The 20,257-nt window shown below is 71.4% G+C and carries 20 protein-coding genes and 1 riboswitch; of the genes, 15 read left to right on the forward strand and 5 right to left on the reverse strand.

All coding sequences use genetic code 11. The features are described from left to right. Window positions 1-7: 7 nt before the first annotated feature. Window positions 8-988, forward strand: coding sequence for an NAD(P)-dependent alcohol dehydrogenase (locus tag AC1DWJ_RS01430; protein WP_457255226.1), 981 nt, complete (start codon window positions 8-10; stop codon window positions 986-988). 37 nt (window positions 989-1,025) lie between these two features. Here AC1DWJ_RS01430 and AC1DWJ_RS01435 read toward each other — a convergent pair whose 3' ends face one another. After that, window positions 1,026-1,787 carry a class I SAM-dependent methyltransferase gene (locus AC1DWJ_RS01435; protein ID WP_457255227.1) on the reverse strand — a complete coding sequence of 254 codons (762 nt, stop codon included), beginning with the start codon at window positions 1,785-1,787 and terminating at the stop codon, window positions 1,026-1,028. 9 nt (window positions 1,788-1,796) lie between these two features. Further along, the gene (locus AC1DWJ_RS01440) at window positions 1,797-2,441 is read right to left on the reverse strand and encodes a DUF2461 domain-containing protein (protein WP_457255228.1); all 645 of its coding nucleotides are present in this window, start codon (window positions 2,439-2,441) and stop codon (window positions 1,797-1,799) included. 33 nt (window positions 2,442-2,474) lie between these two features. Here AC1DWJ_RS01440 and AC1DWJ_RS01445 point away from each other — a divergent pair, with 33 nt between their 5' ends. Beyond that, the gene (locus tag AC1DWJ_RS01445; RefSeq protein WP_477619818.1) at window positions 2,475-2,924 is read left to right on the forward strand and encodes a YdeI/OmpD-associated family protein; all 450 of its coding nucleotides are present in this window, start codon (window positions 2,475-2,477) and stop codon (window positions 2,922-2,924) included. Here AC1DWJ_RS01445 and AC1DWJ_RS01450 read toward each other — a convergent pair. After that, the gene (locus tag AC1DWJ_RS01450; RefSeq protein WP_457255230.1) at window positions 2,921-4,063 is read right to left on the reverse strand and encodes a MalY/PatB family protein; all 1,143 of its coding nucleotides are present in this window, start codon (window positions 4,061-4,063) and stop codon (window positions 2,921-2,923) included. The genes AC1DWJ_RS01445 and AC1DWJ_RS01450 overlap by 4 nt on opposite strands. 41 nt (window positions 4,064-4,104) lie before the next feature. On the opposite strand from AC1DWJ_RS01450, the gene clsA reads away from it, so the two are divergent. The 10 genes from clsA (at window position 4,105) to gcvP (ending at window position 13,004) form a co-directional block, all read left to right on the forward strand. Then, entirely contained in the window at window positions 4,105-4,719 is a 615-nt protein-coding gene (clsA, locus tag AC1DWJ_RS01455) for a cardiolipin synthase ClsA (protein ID WP_457255231.1), read from the forward strand. Then, window positions 4,716-5,690, forward strand: coding sequence for a DUF881 domain-containing protein (locus tag AC1DWJ_RS01460; RefSeq protein ID WP_477619819.1), 975 nt, complete (start codon window positions 4,716-4,718; stop codon window positions 5,688-5,690). The genes clsA and AC1DWJ_RS01460 overlap by 4 nt, the downstream gene beginning before the upstream one ends. Continuing rightward, the gene (locus AC1DWJ_RS01465; RefSeq protein WP_056920954.1) at window positions 5,687-6,019 is read left to right on the forward strand and encodes a small basic family protein; all 333 of its coding nucleotides are present in this window, start codon (window positions 5,687-5,689) and stop codon (window positions 6,017-6,019) included. Before AC1DWJ_RS01460 ends, AC1DWJ_RS01465 begins: the two co-directional genes overlap by 4 nt. Before the next feature lie 25 nt (window positions 6,020-6,044). Further along, complete coding sequence (locus AC1DWJ_RS01470) at window positions 6,045-6,794, forward strand: DUF881 domain-containing protein (RefSeq protein ID WP_457255233.1); 750 nt, start codon at window positions 6,045-6,047, stop codon at window positions 6,792-6,794. Between the two features lie 70 nt (window positions 6,795-6,864). After that, entirely contained in the window at window positions 6,865-7,254 is a 390-nt protein-coding gene (gene gcvH, locus AC1DWJ_RS01475; protein WP_457255234.1) for a glycine cleavage system protein GcvH, read from the forward strand. 108 nt (window positions 7,255-7,362) lie between these two features. Further along, window positions 7,363-7,818 carry an FHA domain-containing protein gene (locus AC1DWJ_RS01480; RefSeq protein ID WP_457255235.1) on the forward strand — a complete coding sequence of 152 codons (456 nt, stop codon included), beginning with the start codon at window positions 7,363-7,365 and terminating at the stop codon, window positions 7,816-7,818. A gap of 71 nt (window positions 7,819-7,889) precedes the next feature. Beyond that, a complete protein-coding gene (gene ftsR / locus AC1DWJ_RS01485) occupies window positions 7,890-8,591 on the forward strand; it encodes a transcriptional regulator FtsR (protein WP_457255236.1) in 702 nt (233 codons plus the stop codon). Window positions 8,592-8,610: 19 nt separating this feature from the next. After that, window positions 8,611-9,108, forward strand: coding sequence for a bifunctional nuclease family protein (locus AC1DWJ_RS01490; protein ID WP_457255237.1), 498 nt, complete (start codon window positions 8,611-8,613; stop codon window positions 9,106-9,108). Window positions 9,109-9,281: 173 nt separating this feature from the next. Beyond that, entirely contained in the window at window positions 9,282-9,863 is a 582-nt protein-coding gene (locus tag AC1DWJ_RS01495; protein ID WP_457255597.1) for a MerR family transcriptional regulator, read from the forward strand. A gap of 78 nt (window positions 9,864-9,941) precedes the next feature. Beyond that, window positions 9,942-10,049, forward strand: a riboswitch (glycine riboswitch). Window positions 10,050-10,121: 72 nt separating this feature from the next. After that, the gene (gene gcvP, locus AC1DWJ_RS01500; protein ID WP_477619820.1) at window positions 10,122-13,004 is read left to right on the forward strand and encodes an aminomethyl-transferring glycine dehydrogenase; all 2,883 of its coding nucleotides are present in this window, start codon (window positions 10,122-10,124) and stop codon (window positions 13,002-13,004) included. A gap of 2 nt (window positions 13,005-13,006) precedes the next feature. On the opposite strand, the gene AC1DWJ_RS01505 is transcribed toward gcvP, so the two are convergent. Beyond that, complete coding sequence (locus tag AC1DWJ_RS01505; RefSeq protein WP_477619821.1) at window positions 13,007-16,093, reverse strand: AAA family ATPase; 3,087 nt, start codon at window positions 16,091-16,093, stop codon at window positions 13,007-13,009. Beyond that, window positions 16,090-17,274 carry an exonuclease SbcCD subunit D gene (locus AC1DWJ_RS01510; protein WP_457255240.1) on the reverse strand — a complete coding sequence of 395 codons (1,185 nt, stop codon included), beginning with the start codon at window positions 17,272-17,274 and terminating at the stop codon, window positions 16,090-16,092. The genes AC1DWJ_RS01505 and AC1DWJ_RS01510 overlap by 4 nt, the downstream gene beginning before the upstream one ends. 135 nt (window positions 17,275-17,409) lie before the next feature. Here AC1DWJ_RS01510 and AC1DWJ_RS01515 point away from each other — a divergent pair, with 135 nt between their 5' ends. From AC1DWJ_RS01515 to AC1DWJ_RS01525, 3 genes are all read left to right on the forward strand, one after another. Continuing rightward, window positions 17,410-18,891: a glutamate-cysteine ligase family protein gene (locus AC1DWJ_RS01515; RefSeq protein WP_457255241.1), complete on the forward strand. Its 1,482-nt coding sequence runs from the start codon at window positions 17,410-17,412 to the stop codon at window positions 18,889-18,891. A 112-nt stretch (window positions 18,892-19,003) separates the two neighbouring features. Continuing rightward, entirely contained in the window at window positions 19,004-19,624 is a 621-nt protein-coding gene (locus AC1DWJ_RS01520; protein ID WP_477619822.1) for a hypothetical protein, read from the forward strand. Next, entirely contained in the window at window positions 19,621-20,256 is a 636-nt protein-coding gene (locus AC1DWJ_RS01525; protein WP_477619823.1) for an RES family NAD+ phosphorylase, read from the forward strand. The genes AC1DWJ_RS01520 and AC1DWJ_RS01525 overlap by 4 nt, the downstream gene beginning before the upstream one ends. Window position 20,257 lies beyond the last annotated feature (1 nt).

Here is a 20,257-nt window from a genome sequence, read left to right on the forward strand (position 1 = left end):
TCGGGCCATGAGGGCGGCCGTCTACACCGAGTACGGGGGACCGGACGTCGTCCGTGTCACGGACGTCGAGGCACCCAAGCCTGGCCCGACTGACCTGCTTGTCCAGGTCCACGCGACCACGGTGAACCGGACCGATGTCGCCTTTCGCGCAGGACAGCCGACGTTCGCGAGGATCGTCTACGGGATCCGTGGTCCGAAGGCCACGATCCTCGGGTGCGAGTTCGCCGGGACGGTGATCGATGCAGGTGAGGCAGATTCCGCCTTCGCTGTCGGTGACACAGTGTTCGGTTATGTCGAGGGACCGTTCGGGGCGCATGCCGAGCTCCTCGTCGTGCCCCAGCGAGGATCGGTCGCCAAGATCCCGGCCGGCCTGTCCTTCGACATGGCCGTCGCAGGCACCGAGGGATCGCACTACGCGCTCGGCATGATCCGGGCTGCTGGCGTCCGGGCCGGCGATGCCGTGCTCGTCAACGGCGCGTCGGGTGGGATCGGCTCCGCCGCCGTGCAGCTCCTGCACCACCTGGGGGCAAAGGTGACGGCGGTCTGCTTCGCGGAGCAGGTCGACCTCGTTCGCGGGCTGGGCGCGGATCGCGTGATCGACTGCACCGCAGAGGATTTCACCCGTGACGCGTCACGCTACGACCTCGTCCTCGACGCGGTCGGCAAGAGCACGTTCACCGCTGCCCGACGGGTCCTGAAGGCCCGGGGGACCTACATCTCCTCGGAGCTCGGCCCGGCGCTCCAGAATCCGCGACGAGCCCTCGTGGCACCGCTGAGCCGCGGCCAGCGGGTGCGGTTTCCCATCCCGACGCACAACCAGGCCATGATCGAGAGCCTGGCCGCCCTCATGGAGTCCGGTGCCTTCCGCCCCGTCATCGACCGGACCTACCCGTTGGACGAGATCGTCGAGGCACACCGGTATGCCGGCAGCGGCCAGAAGATCGGGAACGTCGTCGTGCTCGTGGCGTCCACCGAGTCGTCAGGCTGACCAGCGCCTGAGTCGGCGCGGCGCGCCGCGGGTCGAGTCAGCGGGCGCGTGCGGTCGCGACCCACGCGGAGGCGGTCAGGGTGAAGGGACCATCAGGCAGCCGACGGGCGCACTCTGCCTTCAACGCCTCCCGCCCCGTCTCGTCGAGGTCGGCGACGTACGCGCCGGCCGGCCCCACGCCATACGTGAACGGCTCCCACCACTCGTCCAGGCCGGCGAAGGCCACGTCCACGGAGAGCACCCCCGAGCTGACGTCGTCCAGGCCGGCCTCGGCGAACAGCTCCGCCAGATGACCTTCGCGCGCGCCGGCCAGCCCACGCTCGGCACCGGCGAGGGGATCGAGCTCGTGCACGGCGTCCCAGAAGAGCGAGAGCGGGCCACCACCACCCGCGTGGTCCCAGACGGAGGCGGAGACGATCCCGCCGGGACGAGTCACCCGGCCCATCTCGCGCAACCCCGTGACCGGGTCACGCATGAAGTGCACGACGAGCTGGGCCAGCGCGACGTCGAACGACGCGTCCTCCCACGGGAGCTCCTCCGCGCTCCCGGCGCGGACCTCCACTCCGGGGAGGCGGTCGCGGAGCGCGGCGACGAACGACTGGGAGGGGTCGATGGCGGCCACCTGGTCGGGCCCGACCAGGTCGACCAGCACCGCCGTCAGGGCACCCGGACCGGCTCCCACGTCGAGCACTCGCTGACCGGCCGAGACTCCTGCCGCCCCGGCGAACGCCGGCGCCAGTGGCTCGGAGAAGCGCCCCATGAAGCTGCCGTATGCCGCGGCGGTCACCTCGAAGCCCATGGTCCGACGCTACTCGTGCACGTGCTCGGCCATCCACTCCACGAGCGGGCGAACCCGTCGCCACTCGGCGCGCACGTGGTCGACCGCCTCGGGCCCGGACAACCAGGACGGGGTGCCCACCCGCTGGATGGCCATCATCTCCTTGCGGCGCAGGAGCTCCAGACGAGGGTGGTCGGCAGCGAACCCCTTCGGCCGGGTCTTGAGCGAGTCACCCTCGAGGGCGAAGCCGGCTGCGGTCAGGCCTGTCGCAACCTGCTCGAGCCGGGCCCCGGACGCCGGTGCATCGACTGCGGCGCGGTAGCGGCCCGTCTCGGCGGGGGAGTGGGCGCGGAAACCACCACCGACCGCCAGCCCGTCACCACTGACCTGGACGTAGTAGCCGATCCCCGTGGCGACGCCGACGAACGCGCCCTGATGCGTCTTGTAGGGCGACTTGTCGTGGCTGAACCGGATGTCGCGGTTCGGGCGGAACAACCGCGCCGGGCCGAACTCGTCCTCCAGCGCATCGGCCAGGGCGAGCATCGGCTCACGAACGTCGCGCTCCCACTGTGCCTTGTGCTGCGCCCAGAACTCCTTGGTGTTGGTCTCCTCCAGCTCCTGGTAGAACGTCACGCCCCACTGCGGGAAGCCGGCGAAGGCACCACTGTCAGCCATGCCCACACTGTGGCACGCGGCATACTCGGCCGCATGAAGTTCACCACCGAGGTGCTGCAGACGGGGAAGACGACCACGGGCCTGGTCGTGCCGGACGAGGTCGTCGAGGGGCTCGGCGGCGGCAAGCGGCCGAAGGTCACCGTGACCATCAACGGCAAGACCTACCGCAGCAGCGTCGCGTCGATGGGTGGTCGCTACCTGGTCGGCGTCAGTGCCGAGAACCGCGCGCTGACCGGGGTCTCCGGCGGCGAGGTCGTCGAGGTCACCCTCGAGCTCGACACCGCGCGGCGCGAGGTCGAGGTGCCCGCGGACTTCGCGGCCGCCCTCGAGGTGGTGCCCGATGCCAAGGCGGTCTTCGCGCGACAGTCCTACAGCCACCAACGAGCCCACGTCGACGCGATCAACGGTGCCAAGGCTCCCGAGACGCGGCGGAGGCGGATCGACAAGGCCGTCGAGATGCTGCAGGCGCAGGCGGAGGGCTAGAGGGCAGCGGCGATCCGGCTGACCGCCTCGCGGACGATGTCGGGGGAGGTGCCGAAGTTCAGCCGGGCATGCCCGAGACCGCCCTGCCCGAACCCCGGTCCGGGGTGCAGGGCCACCCGAGCGCGCTCCCGCAGCACCGCCGCCGGGTCGTCACCGAGGCCGAGGGCCGTGAAGTCGAGCCACGCGAGGAACGTGCCGTCCGGCACGCGGTAGCCCACCTCGGGAAGCTGCTCCGCCAACAGCGACGCGAGGAGCTGCCGGTTCGAGTCCAGTCCCGCGAGGAGCGCATCGAGCCAGGGCCCGCCGTCGAGGTAGGCGGCCCGGTGGGCGATGACCCCGAGGTGGCTCGCGCCGTGGGACACCTCCTCCGGCATGCGGGCCAGGTCGGCGGCCGCGTCCGGACCGGGCACCGCCATGGCCGCCTTGAGGCCGGCGAGGTTGAACGCCTTCGACGCCGACATCAGCGCGATGGCGCGCGACCCCGCGGGCAGCGAGGCCACCGACGTGAAGGTCGCCGGAGCGTGGACGACGGGGGCGTGGATCTCGTCGGCCACGACCCGCACGCCGGACGAGTGCGCCAGCTCCAGGGCCGAGGTGAGCTCCTCGGGGGTGTGCACCGTGCCGGTGGGGTTCTGCGGGTTGCACAGCAGGTATGCCGCGCGGCCGCCACCGCTGGTCGCTTCGGCGAAGGCCCGCTCCAGCGAGGCGAGGTCGAGCCGACCGTCCTCGCCCAGCGGCGCCTCGACGACCCCGTGCCCGAGGTGGGAGACGAACTGGAAGAAGGGTGGGTAGACGGGGGAGTTGACGACCACCGCGGCACCGGGGTCGGCGACGAGCTTGAGGACCTCCACCACCCCGAGCATCACGTCGGGGACGATCCCCATCGTCGCCGGGTCGGGCTCCCAGCCCCAACGCTTCGCCGCGAAGGCCGACAGCGCCTCCGCGTAGTCGGCCGCCCACGGGTAGCCGGTGTCGCCGCTCGACATGGCGTCCGCCACCGCCTGCTGGATGGGCTCGGCCGGCACGACGTCCATCTCGGCGACCCAGAGCGGCAGGATGTCCGGGTCGTAGAGCCGCCACTTGACGCTGCGACGCTCGCGCAGCCGCTCGAGACCGGGGCCGACCAGCGGGTTGTCCATGCCTGCGAACTCTACGTGGGGCTGGCGGTTAGGCTGCCAGCGTGTCAGCACCAGGAGAGCGGGGGAGGGTCGTCGGCGAGCATGCCGTGACCGACCGTGTCCTGACTCTGCCCAACGTGCTGTCCGTGCTGCGGCTGGTCGGGGTGCCGATCTTCCTCTGGGCGATCCTGTCCGAGCACGACGTGCTCGCCCTCGTCACCCTCATGCTCTCGGGGGTCAGCGACTACCTCGACGGCAAGATCGCCCGCCGGTTCGGCATGGAGTCCCGGCTGGGCCAGCTGCTCGACCCCTTCGCCGACCGCCTCTACATCGCGACGACGCTCTTCGGCCTCGCCTGGCGCGACATCATCCCGTGGTGGCTCGTGATCGCCCTCGTGGGGCGCGAGGTGCTGCTCGCAGGGGTGCTGTGGTGGATCAAGCGCTACGGCCAGACCGGCCTCCCCGTGCACTTCGTCGGCAAGGCCGCCACCTTCAACCTCCTCTACGCCTTCCCGCTGCTGTTGCTCGGTGAGGGTTCCAGCACCTTCGCCGCGTGGGCCCTGCCGATCGGGTGGGCGTTCGCGTGGTGGGGGACCGTCCTCTACTGGGTGGCCGGGGTCATGTACATCGTGCAGGCCCGCCAGGTGGTGGCCGCACACACGGTGCCGGCGACATGACGACCCCCCACACCTCACACCGCGACGCCGGCCCGCCGGCCACCCCACCGGGCCGTCGGCCCGACGAGTCGATGACGCTGCTCATCTCGATGATGGAGCGCCCGCTGGACCCCGGGTATGCCGCGGCCGCAGCCGAGCGCGAAGCCGCCGGCCTGCCGCCCAGCACCGGGACCCGGACCGTCACGGTCGCGGTGTCCGCCCTGGTGGCCGGCCTGCTGCTCACCCTCGGCGCGCTGGCGCTGCGCACGCCCTCGACCTCGGCGATCCGGGCCAAGGCCAACCTGGTCAGCCAGATCGAGACCCGTCGGGCGGAGGTGGACCGGCAGGAGGCGCAGCTGCGGGTGGTCCAGGCGGAGGTCGACCGGTTGCAGGCGCAGGCGCTGGGGCAGGACGAGAAGTCGCTCCAGACCCGGCTCGCCGCGCTCACCCTGGCCTCCGGGGCCGAGAAGGTGTCCGGTCCCGGCATCACGGTCGAGCTCGACAACGCACCGGGCAGCGACGGCACCAGCGCGGACGGCAACCCGCGCACCGACGCGGGCAAGGACGAGGGCAAGGTCTTCTCCAAGGACCTCCAGATCGTCGTCAACGGGCTCTGGGAGGCCGGTGCCGAGGCGATCGCCGTGAATGGCCAGCGACTGACCTCGCGGTCGGCGATCCGGTTCGCGGGTGAGGCCATCCTCGTCAACTACCGTCCGCTCGCCCGGCCCTACCGGATCAGCGTCATCGGCGACCCGGAGGACCTGCAGGTCGAGTTCGCGGCCAACGACGGTGGCGCGTACGCGCGCGCCCTCCAGGACAACTACGGCATCCGTGTTTCCATTGACGCGGCCAAGAGCCTGTCGCTCCCCGCGGCGACCTCGCTCACGGTCCGCGAGGCCATGGTGCCGAAGCCGAAGTCCAGCGCGCCGGCCACCACCGGTACCACCCCATCCACCACGACCACCCCGTCCACGTCGGAGAGTTCACCGTGATACCACTGCTCGGCCTCATCGGCGGCGTGCTGGTGGGACTCCTCTGGGGTCCCGACGTGCCCGTCGCGCTGCAGCCCTACCTCCCGATCGCCGTCATCGCCGCCCTCGACGCCGTGTTCGGTGCGGTGCGCGCCGTGCTCGACGGGATCTTCAACGACAAGGTCTTCGTGGTGTCGTTCCTCGCGAACGTCGTGGTGGCCGCGTTCATCGTCTTCCTCGGCGACCAGCTCGGCGTCGGGTCCCAGCTGAGCACCGGTGTCGTGGTCGTCCTCGGGGTGCGGATCTTCTCCAACGTGGCCTCGATCCGAAGGCACCTGTTCAAGGCATGAGCGACGCAGCCATGGGCGAGGGCACGTGAGCACCGACGGTCCCGAGGACACCTCGGGCTCGTGGGGCAGGTTGCTGCGCATGGCGCGGCCGCGGGCGACGCGGGCCAACGCCTTCGCGGCCCTGCTGGCCATCGTGCTCGGCTTCGCCATCGCCACCCAGGTCCAGCAGACCAACCAGAGCGGGCTGGAGCAGCTGCGCGAGGACGAGCTGGTCCGCATCCTCGACGACGTCAGCCAGGAGCAGGACCGCCTGGCGTCCGACTCGCGTGAGCTGGAGACCAGTCGCGACCGGCTCGTGTCCGGTGTCGACTCCAGCGCCGAGGCGCTCAAGTCCGCCCAGGAACGGCTCGACACCCTGGGGATCCTCACCGGCACCTCACCGGCCACCGGACCGGGCATCGTCATCAACATCAACGACCCCGACCACAAGGTCACCGCGGCTCGTCTGCTCGACGCCCTGCAGGAGCTGCGGGACGCCGGCGCCGAGGCCGTGCAGATCGGTGACGTGCGCGTCGTGTCCGACACGTGGTTCGCCGACGTCGACGGTGCGATCGAGATCGGTGGCGAACGCGTCGAGTCCCCCTACGTCATCACGGCCATCGGCGACAGCGCCACGATGGCGTCCGCGATGGAGATCCCCGGTGGTGTCAGCGAGTCGGTCCGCGGCGATGGCGCGCTGCCGTCCGTGCGGCAGTCCGACGACCTCGCCATCACCGCGTTGCACAGTCTGAGCGAGCCTCGTTACGCTCGGCCCGTCCCGGCACCATCGCCCTGACCCGCGATCGCCCCGACGGCAGCACTCTGCCGTTGTTCGAAAGCAGCCACCCCATCCTCCGAGGAGCAGCATGAGCGAGCTGGACTACCCCCAGGACCTGCGTTACACGGCCGAGCACGAGTGGGTGCGGACCGGTGACGACGGCACGGTGCGGATCGGGATCACCTCGTTCGCCCAGGACTCCCTGGGTGACGTCGTCTACGTCAGCCTCCCCGCGGTGGGCGACACCGTGTCCGCGGGCGACGCCTGCGGTGAGGTCGAGTCCACCAAGTCCGTGAGCGACCTCTACGCCCCCCTCGCCGGCGAGGTGACGGCCGTCAACGAGTCGCTCGACGCCACCCCCGAGCTGGTCAACACCGACCCCTACGGCGAAGGCTGGATGTACGAGCTGCGCCCCTCCGACGCTGCAGCCGTCGACGCGCTGCTCGACCCGGCGGCATACCAGGCCCAGCTGGGCTGACCTGCGCGTCGCGCGTTCGCACAATTGGCTGCGGACGGCACCGGCGTCCCTTTAGGTTTGTGCTTTGCTAGAGGGGCGGACAGAACCACCACGAGGGAGTGCGGACCCATGAACGGCAGCGAGAACGACGAGCACACGTCCCGGCCCCACGAGCCGACGACGATGCGGCTGCCCGGGATCAACGACCTCGAACAGGTCGACACCAGCGCCGAGGCCGAGATCGCCCTCAGCAAGGCTGACCAGGCCACGGTCGACGCGCTCCGTCCCGGCACGGCACTCCTGGTGGTCCTGCGCGGCCCGAACACCGGCGCGCGGTTCCTGCTCGACGACGACGAGGTCAACTCCGGTCGTCACCCCGACAGCGACATCTTCCTCGACGACGTCACGGTGTCGCGCAAGCACGCGACCTTCCGTCGCGTCGGCGACACCTTCGTGGTGCGTGACGTGGGCTCGCTCAACGGCACCTACGTCAACCGCGAGCGGATCGACGAGGTCACGCTGCAGACCGGCGACGAGGTCCAGATCGGCAAGTTCCGTCTCGTGTTCTACGCCGGCAGGGCCTGACGAAGCTCCGCGAAGACCCCGGCGACACAGAAGCCTGGCTACTGGTGAGCCCTCGCACGACACCGCAGCCCATGACGATCGGTGCGGTGCTGGCTGCCCTGACGCCGGACTTCCCCGACGTCACCATCTCCAAGATCCGCTTCCTCGAGGCGGAGGGCCTGGTGACGCCGGCCCGCACCGGCTCCGGCTACCGCACCTACTCCGGCGCTGACCTCGAACGGCTCCGCTACATCCTCACCGCCCAGCGCGACCACTTCTGGCCGCTGAAGGTGATCGCCTCCGCCCTCGACGCCATGGACCGTGGCCTGACCCCGGAGCGCCACGACGCCGGTATGCCGCGGCCGTCCGTCCCGGCGCCGGTCGCCGACCCCGAGGTGCCCACCGCTGCCGAGGTCACCCAGGGCGGGACGCTGCGGCTGACGAAGGCCGAGCTGGCCGCCTCGGCCGGCCTCGACGCCGCCACGGTGGACGCGCTTGAGACCTTCGGGCTCCTGCACGCCGACGCCACTGGGCACTTCGGTGACGCGGCGCTCACGGTGGCGCACACGGCCGCCGAGCTCGCGGCCTACGGGCTCGAGCCGCGCCACCTGCGGCCGTTCCGCACCGCCGCCGACCGCGAGATCGGCCTGGTCCAGCAGGTCGTCACGCCGCACCGCTCGACCTCCGGCAAGCGCGCCCGGGCGGGCGACCCGAAGGATCCGACCGGTGACGTGCTGCGCCTGTGCATCGCGTTGCACACCGCCCTCGTGAGGGACGGGCTCCAGCGCGGCTGAACCGGGTTAAGGTGGGACGGTGAAGGTCCTCGAGGTCCTCGGTGTCCGCGTCGAGATGCCCACCAACCACCCCATCGTCCTGCTCCGCGAGCGAGACGGTGACCGCTACCTGCCGATCTGGATCGGCGCCGCGGAGGCGACCGCGATCGCCTACGCCCAACAGGGGATCGAACCGCCCCGGCCGCTGACCCACGACCTGATGAAGAACGTCATCGAGGGACTGGGTCACCGACTCACCGAGGTGCGGATCGTCGAGCTCCGCGACGGCGTCTTCCACGCGGCCCTGATCCTCGACGGCACCACCGAGATCTCGTCGCGCTCGTCGGACGCGATCGCCCTCGCCCTGCGCACCGGCACGACCATCGTCGCAGGGGAGTCGCTGCTCGAGGAGGCCGGGGTGGCCATGTCCGGCGAGGAGGACAAGGACGACGAGGTGGAGAAGTTCCGGGAGTTCCTGGACCACGTCTCGGCCGAGGACTTCGAGACCAAACCGGACGAAAGCGGGACAACCGGCTAGGGCGTCACGCTCAGAACCATGAACCTCAACTGAACATCTAGGGTTGACCCTCCGGGCGCGACACGCCGAAGGGCAAAGGTCGAGTGGTAGTTGACCTGCGGTTCTGCGCCACCGTACCTTCGGCACAGACCAGTAATGCGACCGGTGTAGTTACACCAGAGGAGGTGAGCGCTGTGAACCCGAGCAACGAGGCTCCGCACGGCCACACGAACGTGCCGGCTGCGGCACAGGGGCTGTTGTTCACGGACGACCTCCCGGAGCTGAGCGACGACATCGGCTACCGCGGACCCACGGCGTGCAAGGCGGCCGGCATCACCTACCGCCAGCTCGACTACTGGGCCCGCACCGGCTTGGTCGAGCCCTCGGTGCGCGGTGCCACGGGTTCCGGCACCCAGCGGCTCTACGGCTTCCGCGACATCCTCGTGCTCAAGGTCGTCAAGCGCCTGCTCGACACCGGTGTCTCGCTCCAGCAGATCCGGGTGGCCATCACCCACCTGCGTGAGCGCGGCGTCGAGGACCTGGCCCAGATCACCCTGATGAGCGACGGCGCCTCGGTCTACGAGTGCACCTCGGCCGACGAGGTCATCGACCTCGTCCAGGGCGGCCAGGGTGTCTTCGGCATCGCCGTCGGTCGGGTCTGGCGCGAGGTTGAGGGCGAGCTGGCCCAGCTGCCCAGCGAGCGCACCGACGACGAGGTGCCGGCAGACCACCCCGGCGACGAGCTCCGCGAGCGTCGCGCGGCCAGGTTGGCCTGACCCGCAGGCCCCATTCGTCCCATCCGGCCCGTCGTCCTCTCGAGGACGGCGGGCCGTGTTGTAGATTGGCACTGCTGAACATCCCGCGCGGGAGAGTCCCCGCGTGCACCCGGACGGGTCGCACGGCGGGGCGCCGAAGGGGCAAACTCCCCGGAACCTCTCAGGCGCCAGGACTGCGTGGGACAGGCACCTCTGGAGCGGCCAGTGCGGCGTGACAGATGGGGAGGCGATCCGAGCAATCCGACGTTCAGGAGCCTCATGTCCGCCCAGTTCACCACCGACCTGCCCGAGTTCGCCGGGCGCCACATCGGTCCGTCCGACGCCGACGTCGACGCGATGCTCGCGGCAGTCAAGCACTCGTCGCTCGAGGCCCTGGTCGACCACGCCCTGCCCGGTGCCATCCGCACCGACGGCCCGCTGCGCGTCGACCCCGCAGACTCCGAGGCGGCCGTCGTCGAGGAGCTCCGGGGCATCGCCCGCCGCAACCACGTGATGACCTCGATGATCGGGCTCGGCTACTACGGGACCATCACCCCGGCCGTGATCCAGCGGAACGTGCTCGAGAGCCCCGCCTGGTACACCGCCTACACGCCCTACCAGCCGGAGATCTCGCAGGGCCGGCTCGAGGCACTGCTCAACTTCCAGACCGTGGTCAGCGACCTGACCGGTCTGACCACCTCCGGGGCGTCGCTCCTCGACGAGGGGACCGCGGCGGCCGAGGCGATGACCCTGATGCGTCGTTCCAGCAAGGCCGCGGCCGACGCCGTCCTGCTGGTCGACCGGCACGTCTTCCCACAGACCCTGGCCGTGATGCAGACGAGGGCCAAGCCCCTCGGCCTGCCGGTCGTGGTGGCCGACCTCGACGGACTCGACTCCGCCGAGGCCCTGCGTGCCGCCGCGGACGATCGTCCGGTGTTCGGCGTGCTCGTGCAGTACCCGGGTGCCGACGGCGAGCTGCGCGACTGGCGCGGCCTGGCCACCGCAGCGCACGACGCGGGTGCCCTCGTGGCCGCGGCCGCTGACCTGCTCGCCCTGACCCTGGCCACGGCGCCGGGGGAGTGGGGTGCGGACCTGGCGGTCGGCACCACCCAGCGCTTCGGCGTGCCGATGGGCTTCGGTGGCCCGCACGCCGGCTACATGAGCGTCCGCCCGGGGCTGGAGCGTTCCTTGCCCGGCCGCCTCGTGGGCGTCAGCGTCGACACCGAGGGAGCGCCGGCCTACCGCCTCGCCCTCCAGACGCGCGAGCAGCACATCCGTCGTGAGAAGGCCACGTCGAACATCTGCACCGCGCAGGTGCTCCTCGCCGTGATGGCCTCGATGTATGCCGTCTACCACGGCCCGACCGGCCTGGCCGCGATCGCGCGGCGGGTCCACGGGCACGCCGTCACCCTCGTCGACGGCCTCACCGCCGCGGGCGCCGACGTGCAGACGTCGGTCTACTTCGACACCGTCACGGTGTCGGTCCCCGGACGCGCCGACGAGGTCATCAGCCAGGCCGCGCAGCGCGGGGTCAACCTCTGGCGGGTGGACGCCGACCGGGTCTCGATCAGCGTCGACGAGACCACCGACCTGCGCGACCTCGAAGCGGTCTGGAGCGCGTTCGGGGCCACCGGGCCGAGCGAGGTCACGATCGGTGACCTCCAGTGGCCGTCGTCGCTGGTGCGCACCAGCGACTACCTCACCCACCCGGTGTTCAGCAGCCACCACAGCGAGACGTCGATGCTGCGCTACCTGCGCCGTCTCTCCGACCGCGACTTCGCCCTGGACCGCGGCATGATCCCGCTGGGGTCGTGCACCATGAAGCTCAACGCGACCACCGAGATGGTCGCGGTGACCTGGCCCGAGTTCGCCGAGCTGCACCCGTTCGCTCCGGCCCACCAGACCGAGGGCATCCGCGACCTCATCGGTGAGCTCTCCGACTGGCTCTGTGAGATCACCGGCTACGACGCCGTCTCCCTCCAGCCGAACGCCGGTTCGCAGGGTGAGTTCGCGGGCCTGCTCGCCATCCACGCCTTCCACGAGGCGAACGGCCAGTCGCAGCGCAACATCTGCCTGATCCCCGCCAGCGCGCACGGCACCAACGCCGCGTCCGCGGTGATGGCCGGCATGAAGGTGGTCGTCGTCAAGACCGCCGCAGGTGGCGACGTCGACATGGAGGACCTCAGGGCCAAGATCGAGCAGCACCGCGATGACCTCGCCGCGATCATGGTCACCTACCCGTCCACGCACGGGGTCTTCGAGGACACCATCACCGAGCTGTGCGCGCTCGTGCACGACGCCGGTGGCCAGGTCTACGTGGACGGGGCGAACCTCAACGCCCTCGTCGGGTTGGCGCGTCCCGGCAAGTTCGGGGCGGATGTCTCGCACCTGAACCTGCACAAGACCTTCTGCATCCCGCACGGCGGTGGCGGTCCCGGCGTCGGGCCCGTCGCGGTGCGCTCGCACCTGGCCCCGCACCTGCCCAACCACCCGCTCGCCGCCGAGGCCGGTCCCGAGGGTGGCGTCGGACCCATTTCCGCTGCTCCCTACGGCTCGGCCAGCATCCTGCCGATCTCGTGGGCCTACGTGCGGCTGATGGGTGGCGCCGGTCTGACCCGGGCCACCCAGGTCGCGGTCCTCAATGCCAACTACATCGCCGCCCGACTGCGCGACCACTACCCGGTGCTCTACTCGGGTCACGACGGCGTGGTCGCGCACGAGTGCATCCTCGACCTGCGTGACCTCACCCGGCGCAGCGGTGTGACCGTCGACGACGTGGCCAAGCGGCTCATCGACTACGGCTTCCACGCCCCCACGATGTCCTTCCCGGTGGCCGGGACCTTGATGGTCGAGCCGACCGAGAGCGAGGACCGCTACGAGATCGACCGGTTCTGCGACGCCATGATCGCCATCAGGCACGAGATCGCCGAGGTCGAGGGCGGTGAGGTCGCGGTCGCCGACAGCATGCTGCGCAACGCGCCCCACACGGCGAAGGCCCTGGCCGGCAAGTGGGAGTACCCGTACGAGCGCTCCGCAGCGGCCTTCCCCGTCGGTGTCGAGGCCGCGGACAAGTACTGGCCGCCGGTGGGCCGCATCGACGGCGCGTACGGAGACCGCAACCTCGTCTGCAGCTGCCCGCCGCCGGAGGCGTTCGAGAGCTGAGCTCAGGCCGCTGGGGCGGACTCGTCGGTGCTGGTGACCAGCGCGTTTGAAACAAGCACCGACGAGCCGCGCTCGGTCTTGCGGACCACGATCTGGCTCGGGATGCGGGTGCGCAGCTCGGCGACGTGGCTGACCACCCCGACGGCGCGACCGCCCTCGCGCAGGTCGTCGAGCACGGCCATCACCTGGTCGAGGCTCTCGTCGTCGAGGGTCCCGAACCCCTCGTCGACGAAGAGGGTCTGCAGGTCGAAGCCACCGGCCTCCTCGCGGACGGCGTCGGCGAGGCCGAGCGCGAGGGCGAGCGAGGCCATGAACGACTCGCCTCCGGACAGCGAGGTCGTCGCCCTCGCCTGACCGGTCCACAGGTCGAGGACCTCGAGACCGAGACCGCTGCGGGCACCGCGCGCGGCCAGCCCGTCGGTGTGGCGGAGCTGGTAGCGGCCCTCACCCATGCGGGAGAGCCGCTCGTTCGCCAACGTCGCGACCTTCTCGAGCCGGGCAGCGAGCACGAAGGCGGAGAGCCGCATCCGCAGCTCGTTGCTCGTGCTCGTGCCTGCCACGGCGTCGGCGAGCTCGCGGATGACCTGATGGTGTGACTCCGCCTCCGTGATGCGCCCGCACCGGGCGGTGATGCTGCCCCGCACGCGGTCGAGGCCGCTCATCGTGCGGCGCACCAGGGTGTCAGCGGCCACCGCAGCCGTGTGGGCGGCATGGGCAGCCTCTCGGCCAGCGGCCAGGGCGGTGACATCGACGTCGGCGGACTCCAGAGCCTTCTGGACCTCGGGTTCGGCCAGGGTCGTGCGCGCCACCACGGCCGCTTCGTCGTGGGCGGCCACGCCGGCACGGAGCCGGGTCACCTCGGCGGCTGGCAGCTGTCCGGCCCGGGCCTCTGCGGGGCCGGTGAAGCCGGCAGTGCGGAAGGAGTCGTCGGTCGCGGTGGCCACCGTGGCCGAGTCACGCTCCGCGCGCTCCAGCTCGACGACGGCGGCAGCGTGGGCAGCCGCGACCGTGACGGCCTTGGCGTGGACGGCGCTGGTGGCGGGCATGCGGTCGGGATCGCGCAGGTCTGGAGCGGCCCCGCGCACCCCTGTCTCGGCACAGGGGCAGTGGTCGGCGTGCTGGCCCAGCGCCTCGACCTGAGCTGCCCGGTCGGTCTCCAGCTGGAGACCGACGTCGTCGATCCGCGACGCAAGGGTCGCGCAGGTCTGGCGGTCCTCCACCAGCCTGGTCGTCAGTGACTCGACGGACGCCGTCAGGGTCGTCACCCGGCTGCGCGCCGGGTCGACGGACTGCGCGCACGTGGTCGCCTCGTCGAGGTCGTGGCGGGCCTGCGTGACGGCCGCGTCGAGCGCGACCTGGTCGCGCGACTCGCCACCGAGCTGCTCGCGAAGCTGGACCACCGTGGCCGCGAGGGCCGCAGCGGTGCGTTCGGTAGCCGCGAGCTCGTCAGCGGCGCGCTGCCACCGGACCTCCGCGTCGGAGACCTGGTCCGCCGTCACCAGGTCGGTGGAGGAGGCGAGGTGGGGATGGTCCAGGGCACCGCAGACCGGACAGGGCTGGTCGTCTGCCAGTCGGCTGGCCAGCTCGCCGGCCATGGCGTCGAGTCGAGCCTGGCGGCGGTCCTGGTAGACGTCGCGCAGGTCCTGCGCGGTGGTGCGCTGGGCGGCCACCAGGGTGTGGCAGGCCGTCTGTCGGTCGAGGGTCTGGTCGAGGCTGCGGCGCGCAGCGAGCACCGCGCGGGCGCGCTCGAGCCGCGCCGTCGCGGACTCGAGCCGCGCCGCACCCTGCTGCGCGGTGGTCAGGGCCGCAGTCGCCTCGACCAGCTCGGCCTCCATCGTGGTCACGCGCCCGGCGGACTGTTCGACACTGCGTGCCATGCTGCCCAGCTCACCCCTGAGCAGGGTGGCCGCGCGCTCCCGCTCCTGCACCGCTGCCTGGATGCGCTGCGCGGTCGACAACGCCTGCGCGCCGACGTCGAGCCGCGCGATGACCTCCTCGATGGCAGTCGAGCCCCGGCCGTCGAGGGCCCACCGGGCCACGTCCGGCTGGGTCGAGGCCACCCGTCCCTGCGCTGACTCCAGGGCCGCGGTCACCCGGTCGAGGGCCTTGAGGTCGCCCGCGACGGAGGCGGCGCGCTCGGCCAGCTCGATCCGCGCGGCGGCGGCGTCTCGGCCCTCGGTCTCGGCCTCGAGGGCAGTCAGGGCCGCCTGGGCGACGAGTCCCCGTGACCGCCGGGCGACGGTCTCCTGTGCAAGGGCATGTGCGGTGGAGGCGGCTTCGTCGGCGAGGCGCGTCGCATCGACTGCAGCCAGCCGGGCGGTTGATCCCTCGTCGAGCGCCCTCCGGGCTGCATCGAGCGCGGCGGGGAGCTCGTCGAGCGGCAGGTCGGACCAGTCGCGCGAACCGTCGCCGAGGTCTGGGGCGTCCGCCAGCACGTCGGCGAGGACCGCCAGCTCGGCGTTCAGCGAGGCTCGCTCGTCGGCCACGATGGCAGCAGTGTGCTTGCGCTGCAACGCAAACCAGTCTTCGAGGCCTGCGAAGGACGAGACGTCGAAGAGTCGCTCGAGCAGCGAACGCCGCTCCTCGGGGGTGGCCCGCAGGAACGCGGCGAACTCTCCTTGGGGGAGGAGCACGACCTTGCTGAACTGCTCGAGACCCATGCCGAGCACGTCCTTGACGACGTCGGCGATCTCGTCGTGACGGGTGCTGAGGGCCACCCACTCGGTGCCGCGTCGCTCCCAGAGCACTGCTCGAGCCTGCACCTTGGTCTCGCCCTTGCCCCGGGCCTTGGGGCGCAGGAACTCCGGCGAACGCTCGATCTTCAGGCGTCGCCCACCGGCGGTGAAGTCGAGAGTCACCGACGGGACGACCCCTCGCTCCGCGTGGTCGCTGTGCAGCTGCTTCTTCGAGCGGGCGCCGGGGACGTCGGCATACAAGGCGAACGCGACGGCGTCGAGCAGGCTCGTCTTGCCCGCTCCGGTCGCGCCACGGATCAGGAAGAGGCCAGCGGCCGAAGCCGCGTCGAGGTCGACCTCCACTGTGCCGGCGAACGGACCGAAGGCGGTCACCTGGAGCCGGTGGAGCCTCACGCGACGCCCCGTCGCGCTGCGGGCAGCGTCATCGGCAGCTGGCCCTCGTCGTCGGCACCGGCACGCTGGACCCGCACGGCCTCCACCCCGGCAGCGAGCACGGCGCGCTCCTCCTCGGAGGGTCCGTGCCCACCGCGGACGTGGCCGAGGAAGGCGCAGCACACGTCGAGGTCGGACTCGGTCGCGGTGCGCTGGGTGTAGCTGCGCACCGGCACGGGTGCGCCCTGCGGGTCGAACTGGAGCACCAGGGTGTGGGGGAAGCGCCGCCTGAGCTGCTCCATCGCACCGAGGGGACGCACCGGGTCGGTCAGGGTCACCTGGCACCACGAGCGCTCGGCCGGGGTCAGGGCAGGGTCGGTGAGCAGCAGGTCGATGTCGCCGCGCAGGACGGCCAGCGGGCGCTCGACCGGGGCGTCCACGGCCTCGACGCTGACACCGGACTCGGTGAGGTCGACGAGCCAGGAACCCTTGGTGTGGCTGGCCTCGCTGAAGGACAGCGGCACCGGTGACCCGCTGTAGCGCACGCCGTCCGTGACCCGCTGGCGTCCGTGCAGGTGGCCGAGCGCGACGTAGTCGGCGCCGGCAAAGACCTTGGGGTGGACCGCGGAGACGCCTCCCACCGAGATGTCGCGCTCGGAGTCACTGGTCGCCCCACCGGTGACGAACGCGTGCGCCATGACGACGGAGGGGCCGCCACGGGCGGCGCGGTCTGCCTCGACCCGGGCCAACGCGGCGCGGAGCACCCCGGCGTGGGAACGCTCGGACGCACCCAGCGAGTCGGCGGCGACGGCCGGCTCGAGGTAGGGGAGGGGGTAGACGGCGACGCCGTCGACGAGGACGGGCACGCCGATCGACTCGGTCGCGGTGCGGATGTGCAGGCCGGCGCGGGACAGCAGCTCGCTGGCGAACCCGAGCCTGATCGCCGAGTCGTGGTTGCCGCTCGACAGGACCACCGCGGCGCCTGCGTCGATCAGTCGCGTGACGGCGGCGGAGAGCAGCTCGACCGTGTCGGGGGAGGGTAGTGCGCGGTCGTAGACATCTCCCGAGACGAGGACGGCGTCCACGCCCTCCGCGCGGACCGTCTCCACGAGGTGGTCGACGAACGCCGCCTGGGCGCCGAGCAGCCCCACCTGGTGGAAGGAACGCCCCAGGTGCCAGTCGGAGGTGTGGAGGAACCGCACGTCTGAAGGCTAGGAGAGCGGACCGACAGCCGTTGGCAGGCGCGCCCTGCGCATGGTTAGGTCATCACACACGTCACATCCTGAGGCAAGGCGCCACACCGGTGTCAGGCCCTGGGGAACACCGGAGGAGGTTCCGTGGGCGAAGAGGTCAACGCGCAGAGCTATACGCGCGAGCAACGCCAGCGGTACCGCGAGAAGGTCCGGCAGAACCTCGACGTCTTCGAGCGGATGCTGGCCCAGAGCCAGTTCGAGTTCGACCGGCCGATGACCGGCATGGAGATCGAGCTGAACCTCGTCGACGACGCCTACCAGCCCAAGTTCGCCAACGCCGAGGTGCTCGAGGCGATCGCCGATCCCGGCTACCAGACCGAGCTCGCGCAGTACAACATCGAGCTCAACGTCCCGCCCCGCCCGCTCCCGGGTGACTCGGCCATCGAGCTCGAGGACGAGATGCGCGCCTCCCTCAACGCCGCCAGCGCGGCCGCCGAGAAGCGGGGCGCCCACATCGTCGCGGTCGGGATCCTCCCGACGATCATGCCCGAGCACTTCGAGGGCGACTGGATCAGCGCCAACAACCGCTACACCGCGCTCAACGACTCGATCTTCTACGCGCGTGGCGAGGACATCTACCTCGACATCGAGGGGCCGACGGGGGAGCGGGTCGCGACCTACTGCGACTCGATCGCGCCCGAGTCCGCCTGCACCAGCGTCCAGCTGCACCTCCAGGTCGCGCCGCAGGACTTCGCGGCGCACTGGAACGCCGCTCAGGCGCTGGTCGCGCCGCAGATCGCCCTGGCGGCCAACTCGCCCTACTTCTTCGGCAAGCGGCTGCACGCCGAGACGCGGATCGAGCTGTTCAGCCAGGCCACCGACACCCGCAGCATCGAGCTGAAGAACCAGGGGGTCCGCCCACGCGTGTTCTTCGGTGAGCGCTGGATCACCTCGATCTTCGACCTGTTCGAGGAGAACGTCCGCTACTTCCCGGCCCTGCTGGCCGAGGTGAGCGACGAGGACCCGGTGGCCATGCTCGACGCCGGCGAGGCACCCTCGCTGCCCGAGCTGCGGCTGCACAACGGCACCGTCTACCGCTGGAACCGGCCCATCTACGACATCGTCGACGGCACGCCCCACCTGCGCGTCGAGAACCGCGTCCTGCCGGCGGGTCCGACGTTGGTCGACGTGCTGGCCAATGCCGCCTTCTACTACGGCGTGATCCGCAAGCTCGCGTCCGACGACCGCCCGATCTGGTCGAAGATGAGCTTCGCCGCAGCGGAGCAGAACTTCCACAACGCCGCCCGTGACGGCATCGAGTCGCGGCTCTACTGGCCGGGCTTCGGCGAGGTCAGGGCCGAGGAGCTCGTGCTCCGCCACCTCCTGCCGATGGCCCACGAAGGGCTGGCTGACTGGGGCGTCTCGGAGGCCGTGCGCGACCGCTACCTGTCCGTCATCGAGGGTCGCTGCAAGACCAGCACGAACGGCGCGACCTGGCAGACCGACACGGTCGACCGGCTCGAGGCCGCCGGCCTGGACCGCCAGAAGGCCCTGGCCGAGATGCTCAGGCTCTACGCCGAGCACATGCACAGCAACGAACCGGTGCACACCTGGCCGCTGCCCTGACGGGTAGTGTCGGCGCGGCGCGTTACCCTGTCGGTAGACCTTGACGCCCTTGACGCCTTGCCGCTGGTGACGGCGGCGAGGACGGGGAGTGAGACGACCGGCAGGAGGACCGATGGAGCCACGCACGCGCACGACGACCGATCTCGGACACCACAGCGTCGAGTCCACCAGCGTCGAGTCCACCAGCGTCGAGTCCACCAGCGTCGAGCCCACCAGCGTCGACGCCCTCACCGAGGCGGTCCGCGCCCGGGTGCAGCAGCGCGCTGCCGAGCTGGCGGCGCAGGGACGTCGGCTCGATCTCGGTGACGTCGAGGCGATCGCGGACCGCATGGTCGCCGCCCTGCCGACGGTGCACCCCCTCGACCAGCCGCTGGGTCCGTTCTACGACACGACAGGGCTGGTCGCGTGGCTGGGCATCTCCCGCCAGGCGCTCTTCGACCGGGTGCGGCGTGGGACCGTGCTGGCCTGCCGCACCGCCGACGGCCACCTCGTCTACCCGTCGCTGCAGTTCGGTCGCAACGGCGCGGTCCGCCCGGGCGTGCAGGAGGCGGTCGGTGCCTTCGTCCGCAAGGGAGCCGACGGCTGGTCGATCGGCGCCTGGCTCACGACGCCGTCAGCAGTGTTCGACGGCCACAGCGCCGTCGACTACCTCGTGGTACACCGTTCGTCCCCGACCTCGGTGGCGCGGGTGGCGGCAGCCGCTGCTGCCGACGCCAGCCACTGGGCCGCATGACGGCGCGCGAGCGGACTGCCCTCGGTCCGCCGCCCGGCTCCGTGGCCGGCTTCCCGGCATACTCCGTCGCCGCCGACACCGACCTGTACCGCGCCCACGGGCGCGACCTGGGCCCGTGGTGGTTCGGCAACGACGGGGCCGGCCGGTTCGACCTCCGGACGCCGCGCGGCACCTGCTACGTCGCGCTCGACCCGTTGAGCGCCCTGCGGGAGCGGCTGGGCCCGGTCCTCGGCAGCTCGCAGGCGGTCCCCGAGAGCCTCCTCGAGGAGGCGGTGGTCTCGCGACTGCGGCTGCCGGCTGCGCGAGACGTCGCCGACACCCAGGACCGCGGCGCGGCCGAGTTCGGGGTGACCCGTGAGATCGAGTCGACCGTCCCGTATGCCGTGCCGCAGGCGTGGGCGCGCGCCTTCGACGAGGCGGGTTTCGGGGGAGTGCGCTACGGCCCGCGGTTCACGCCGGGGGACTCGAGCGCGCTCGCGCTGTTCGACGCGGAGGGGGCCGCGGACTGGCCCGTCGATCCCGATCCCGTTCCGGCGCAGCAGGTTCCGGGCGCTCCCGCGGCCATGCCGAATCCTCGACGCGGCGACCTCACCGTGGTGCGCCCACCGCGCACGAGGACGACGCGAGACTGAC

It is taken from the genome of Pedococcus sp. P2_D7 (assembly GCF_056404295.1).

What these genes read in the sequence shown, in the direction of transcription:
- AC1DWJ_RS01430 (WP_457255226.1), top strand. Translation starts at nt 8, where the DNA reads ATGAGGGCGGCCGTCTACACCGAGTACGGGGGACCGGACGTCGTCCGT.
- AC1DWJ_RS01435 (WP_457255227.1), bottom strand. Translation starts at nt 1,787, where the DNA reads ATGGGCTTCGAGGTGACCGCCGCGGCATACGGCAGCTTCATGGGGCGC.
- AC1DWJ_RS01440 (WP_457255228.1), bottom strand. Translation starts at nt 2,441, where the DNA reads ATGGCTGACAGTGGTGCCTTCGCCGGCTTCCCGCAGTGGGGCGTGACG.
- AC1DWJ_RS01445 (WP_477619818.1), top strand. Translation starts at nt 2,475, where the DNA reads ATGAAGTTCACCACCGAGGTGCTGCAGACGGGGAAGACGACCACGGGC.
- AC1DWJ_RS01450 (WP_457255230.1), bottom strand. Translation starts at nt 4,063, where the DNA reads ATGGACAACCCGCTGGTCGGCCCCGGTCTCGAGCGGCTGCGCGAGCGT.
- AC1DWJ_RS01460 (WP_477619819.1), top strand. Translation starts at nt 4,716, where the DNA reads ATGACGACCCCCCACACCTCACACCGCGACGCCGGCCCGCCGGCCACC.
- gcvH (WP_457255234.1), top strand. Translation starts at nt 6,865, where the DNA reads ATGAGCGAGCTGGACTACCCCCAGGACCTGCGTTACACGGCCGAGCAC.
- AC1DWJ_RS01480 (WP_457255235.1), top strand. Translation starts at nt 7,363, where the DNA reads ATGAACGGCAGCGAGAACGACGAGCACACGTCCCGGCCCCACGAGCCG.
- ftsR (WP_457255236.1), top strand. Translation starts at nt 7,890, where the DNA reads ATGACGATCGGTGCGGTGCTGGCTGCCCTGACGCCGGACTTCCCCGAC.
- gcvP (WP_477619820.1), top strand. Translation starts at nt 10,122, where the DNA reads ATGTCCGCCCAGTTCACCACCGACCTGCCCGAGTTCGCCGGGCGCCAC.
- AC1DWJ_RS01520 (WP_477619822.1), top strand. Translation starts at nt 19,004, where the DNA reads ATGGAGCCACGCACGCGCACGACGACCGATCTCGGACACCACAGCGTC.
- AC1DWJ_RS01525 (WP_477619823.1), top strand. Translation starts at nt 19,621, where the DNA reads ATGACGGCGCGCGAGCGGACTGCCCTCGGTCCGCCGCCCGGCTCCGTG.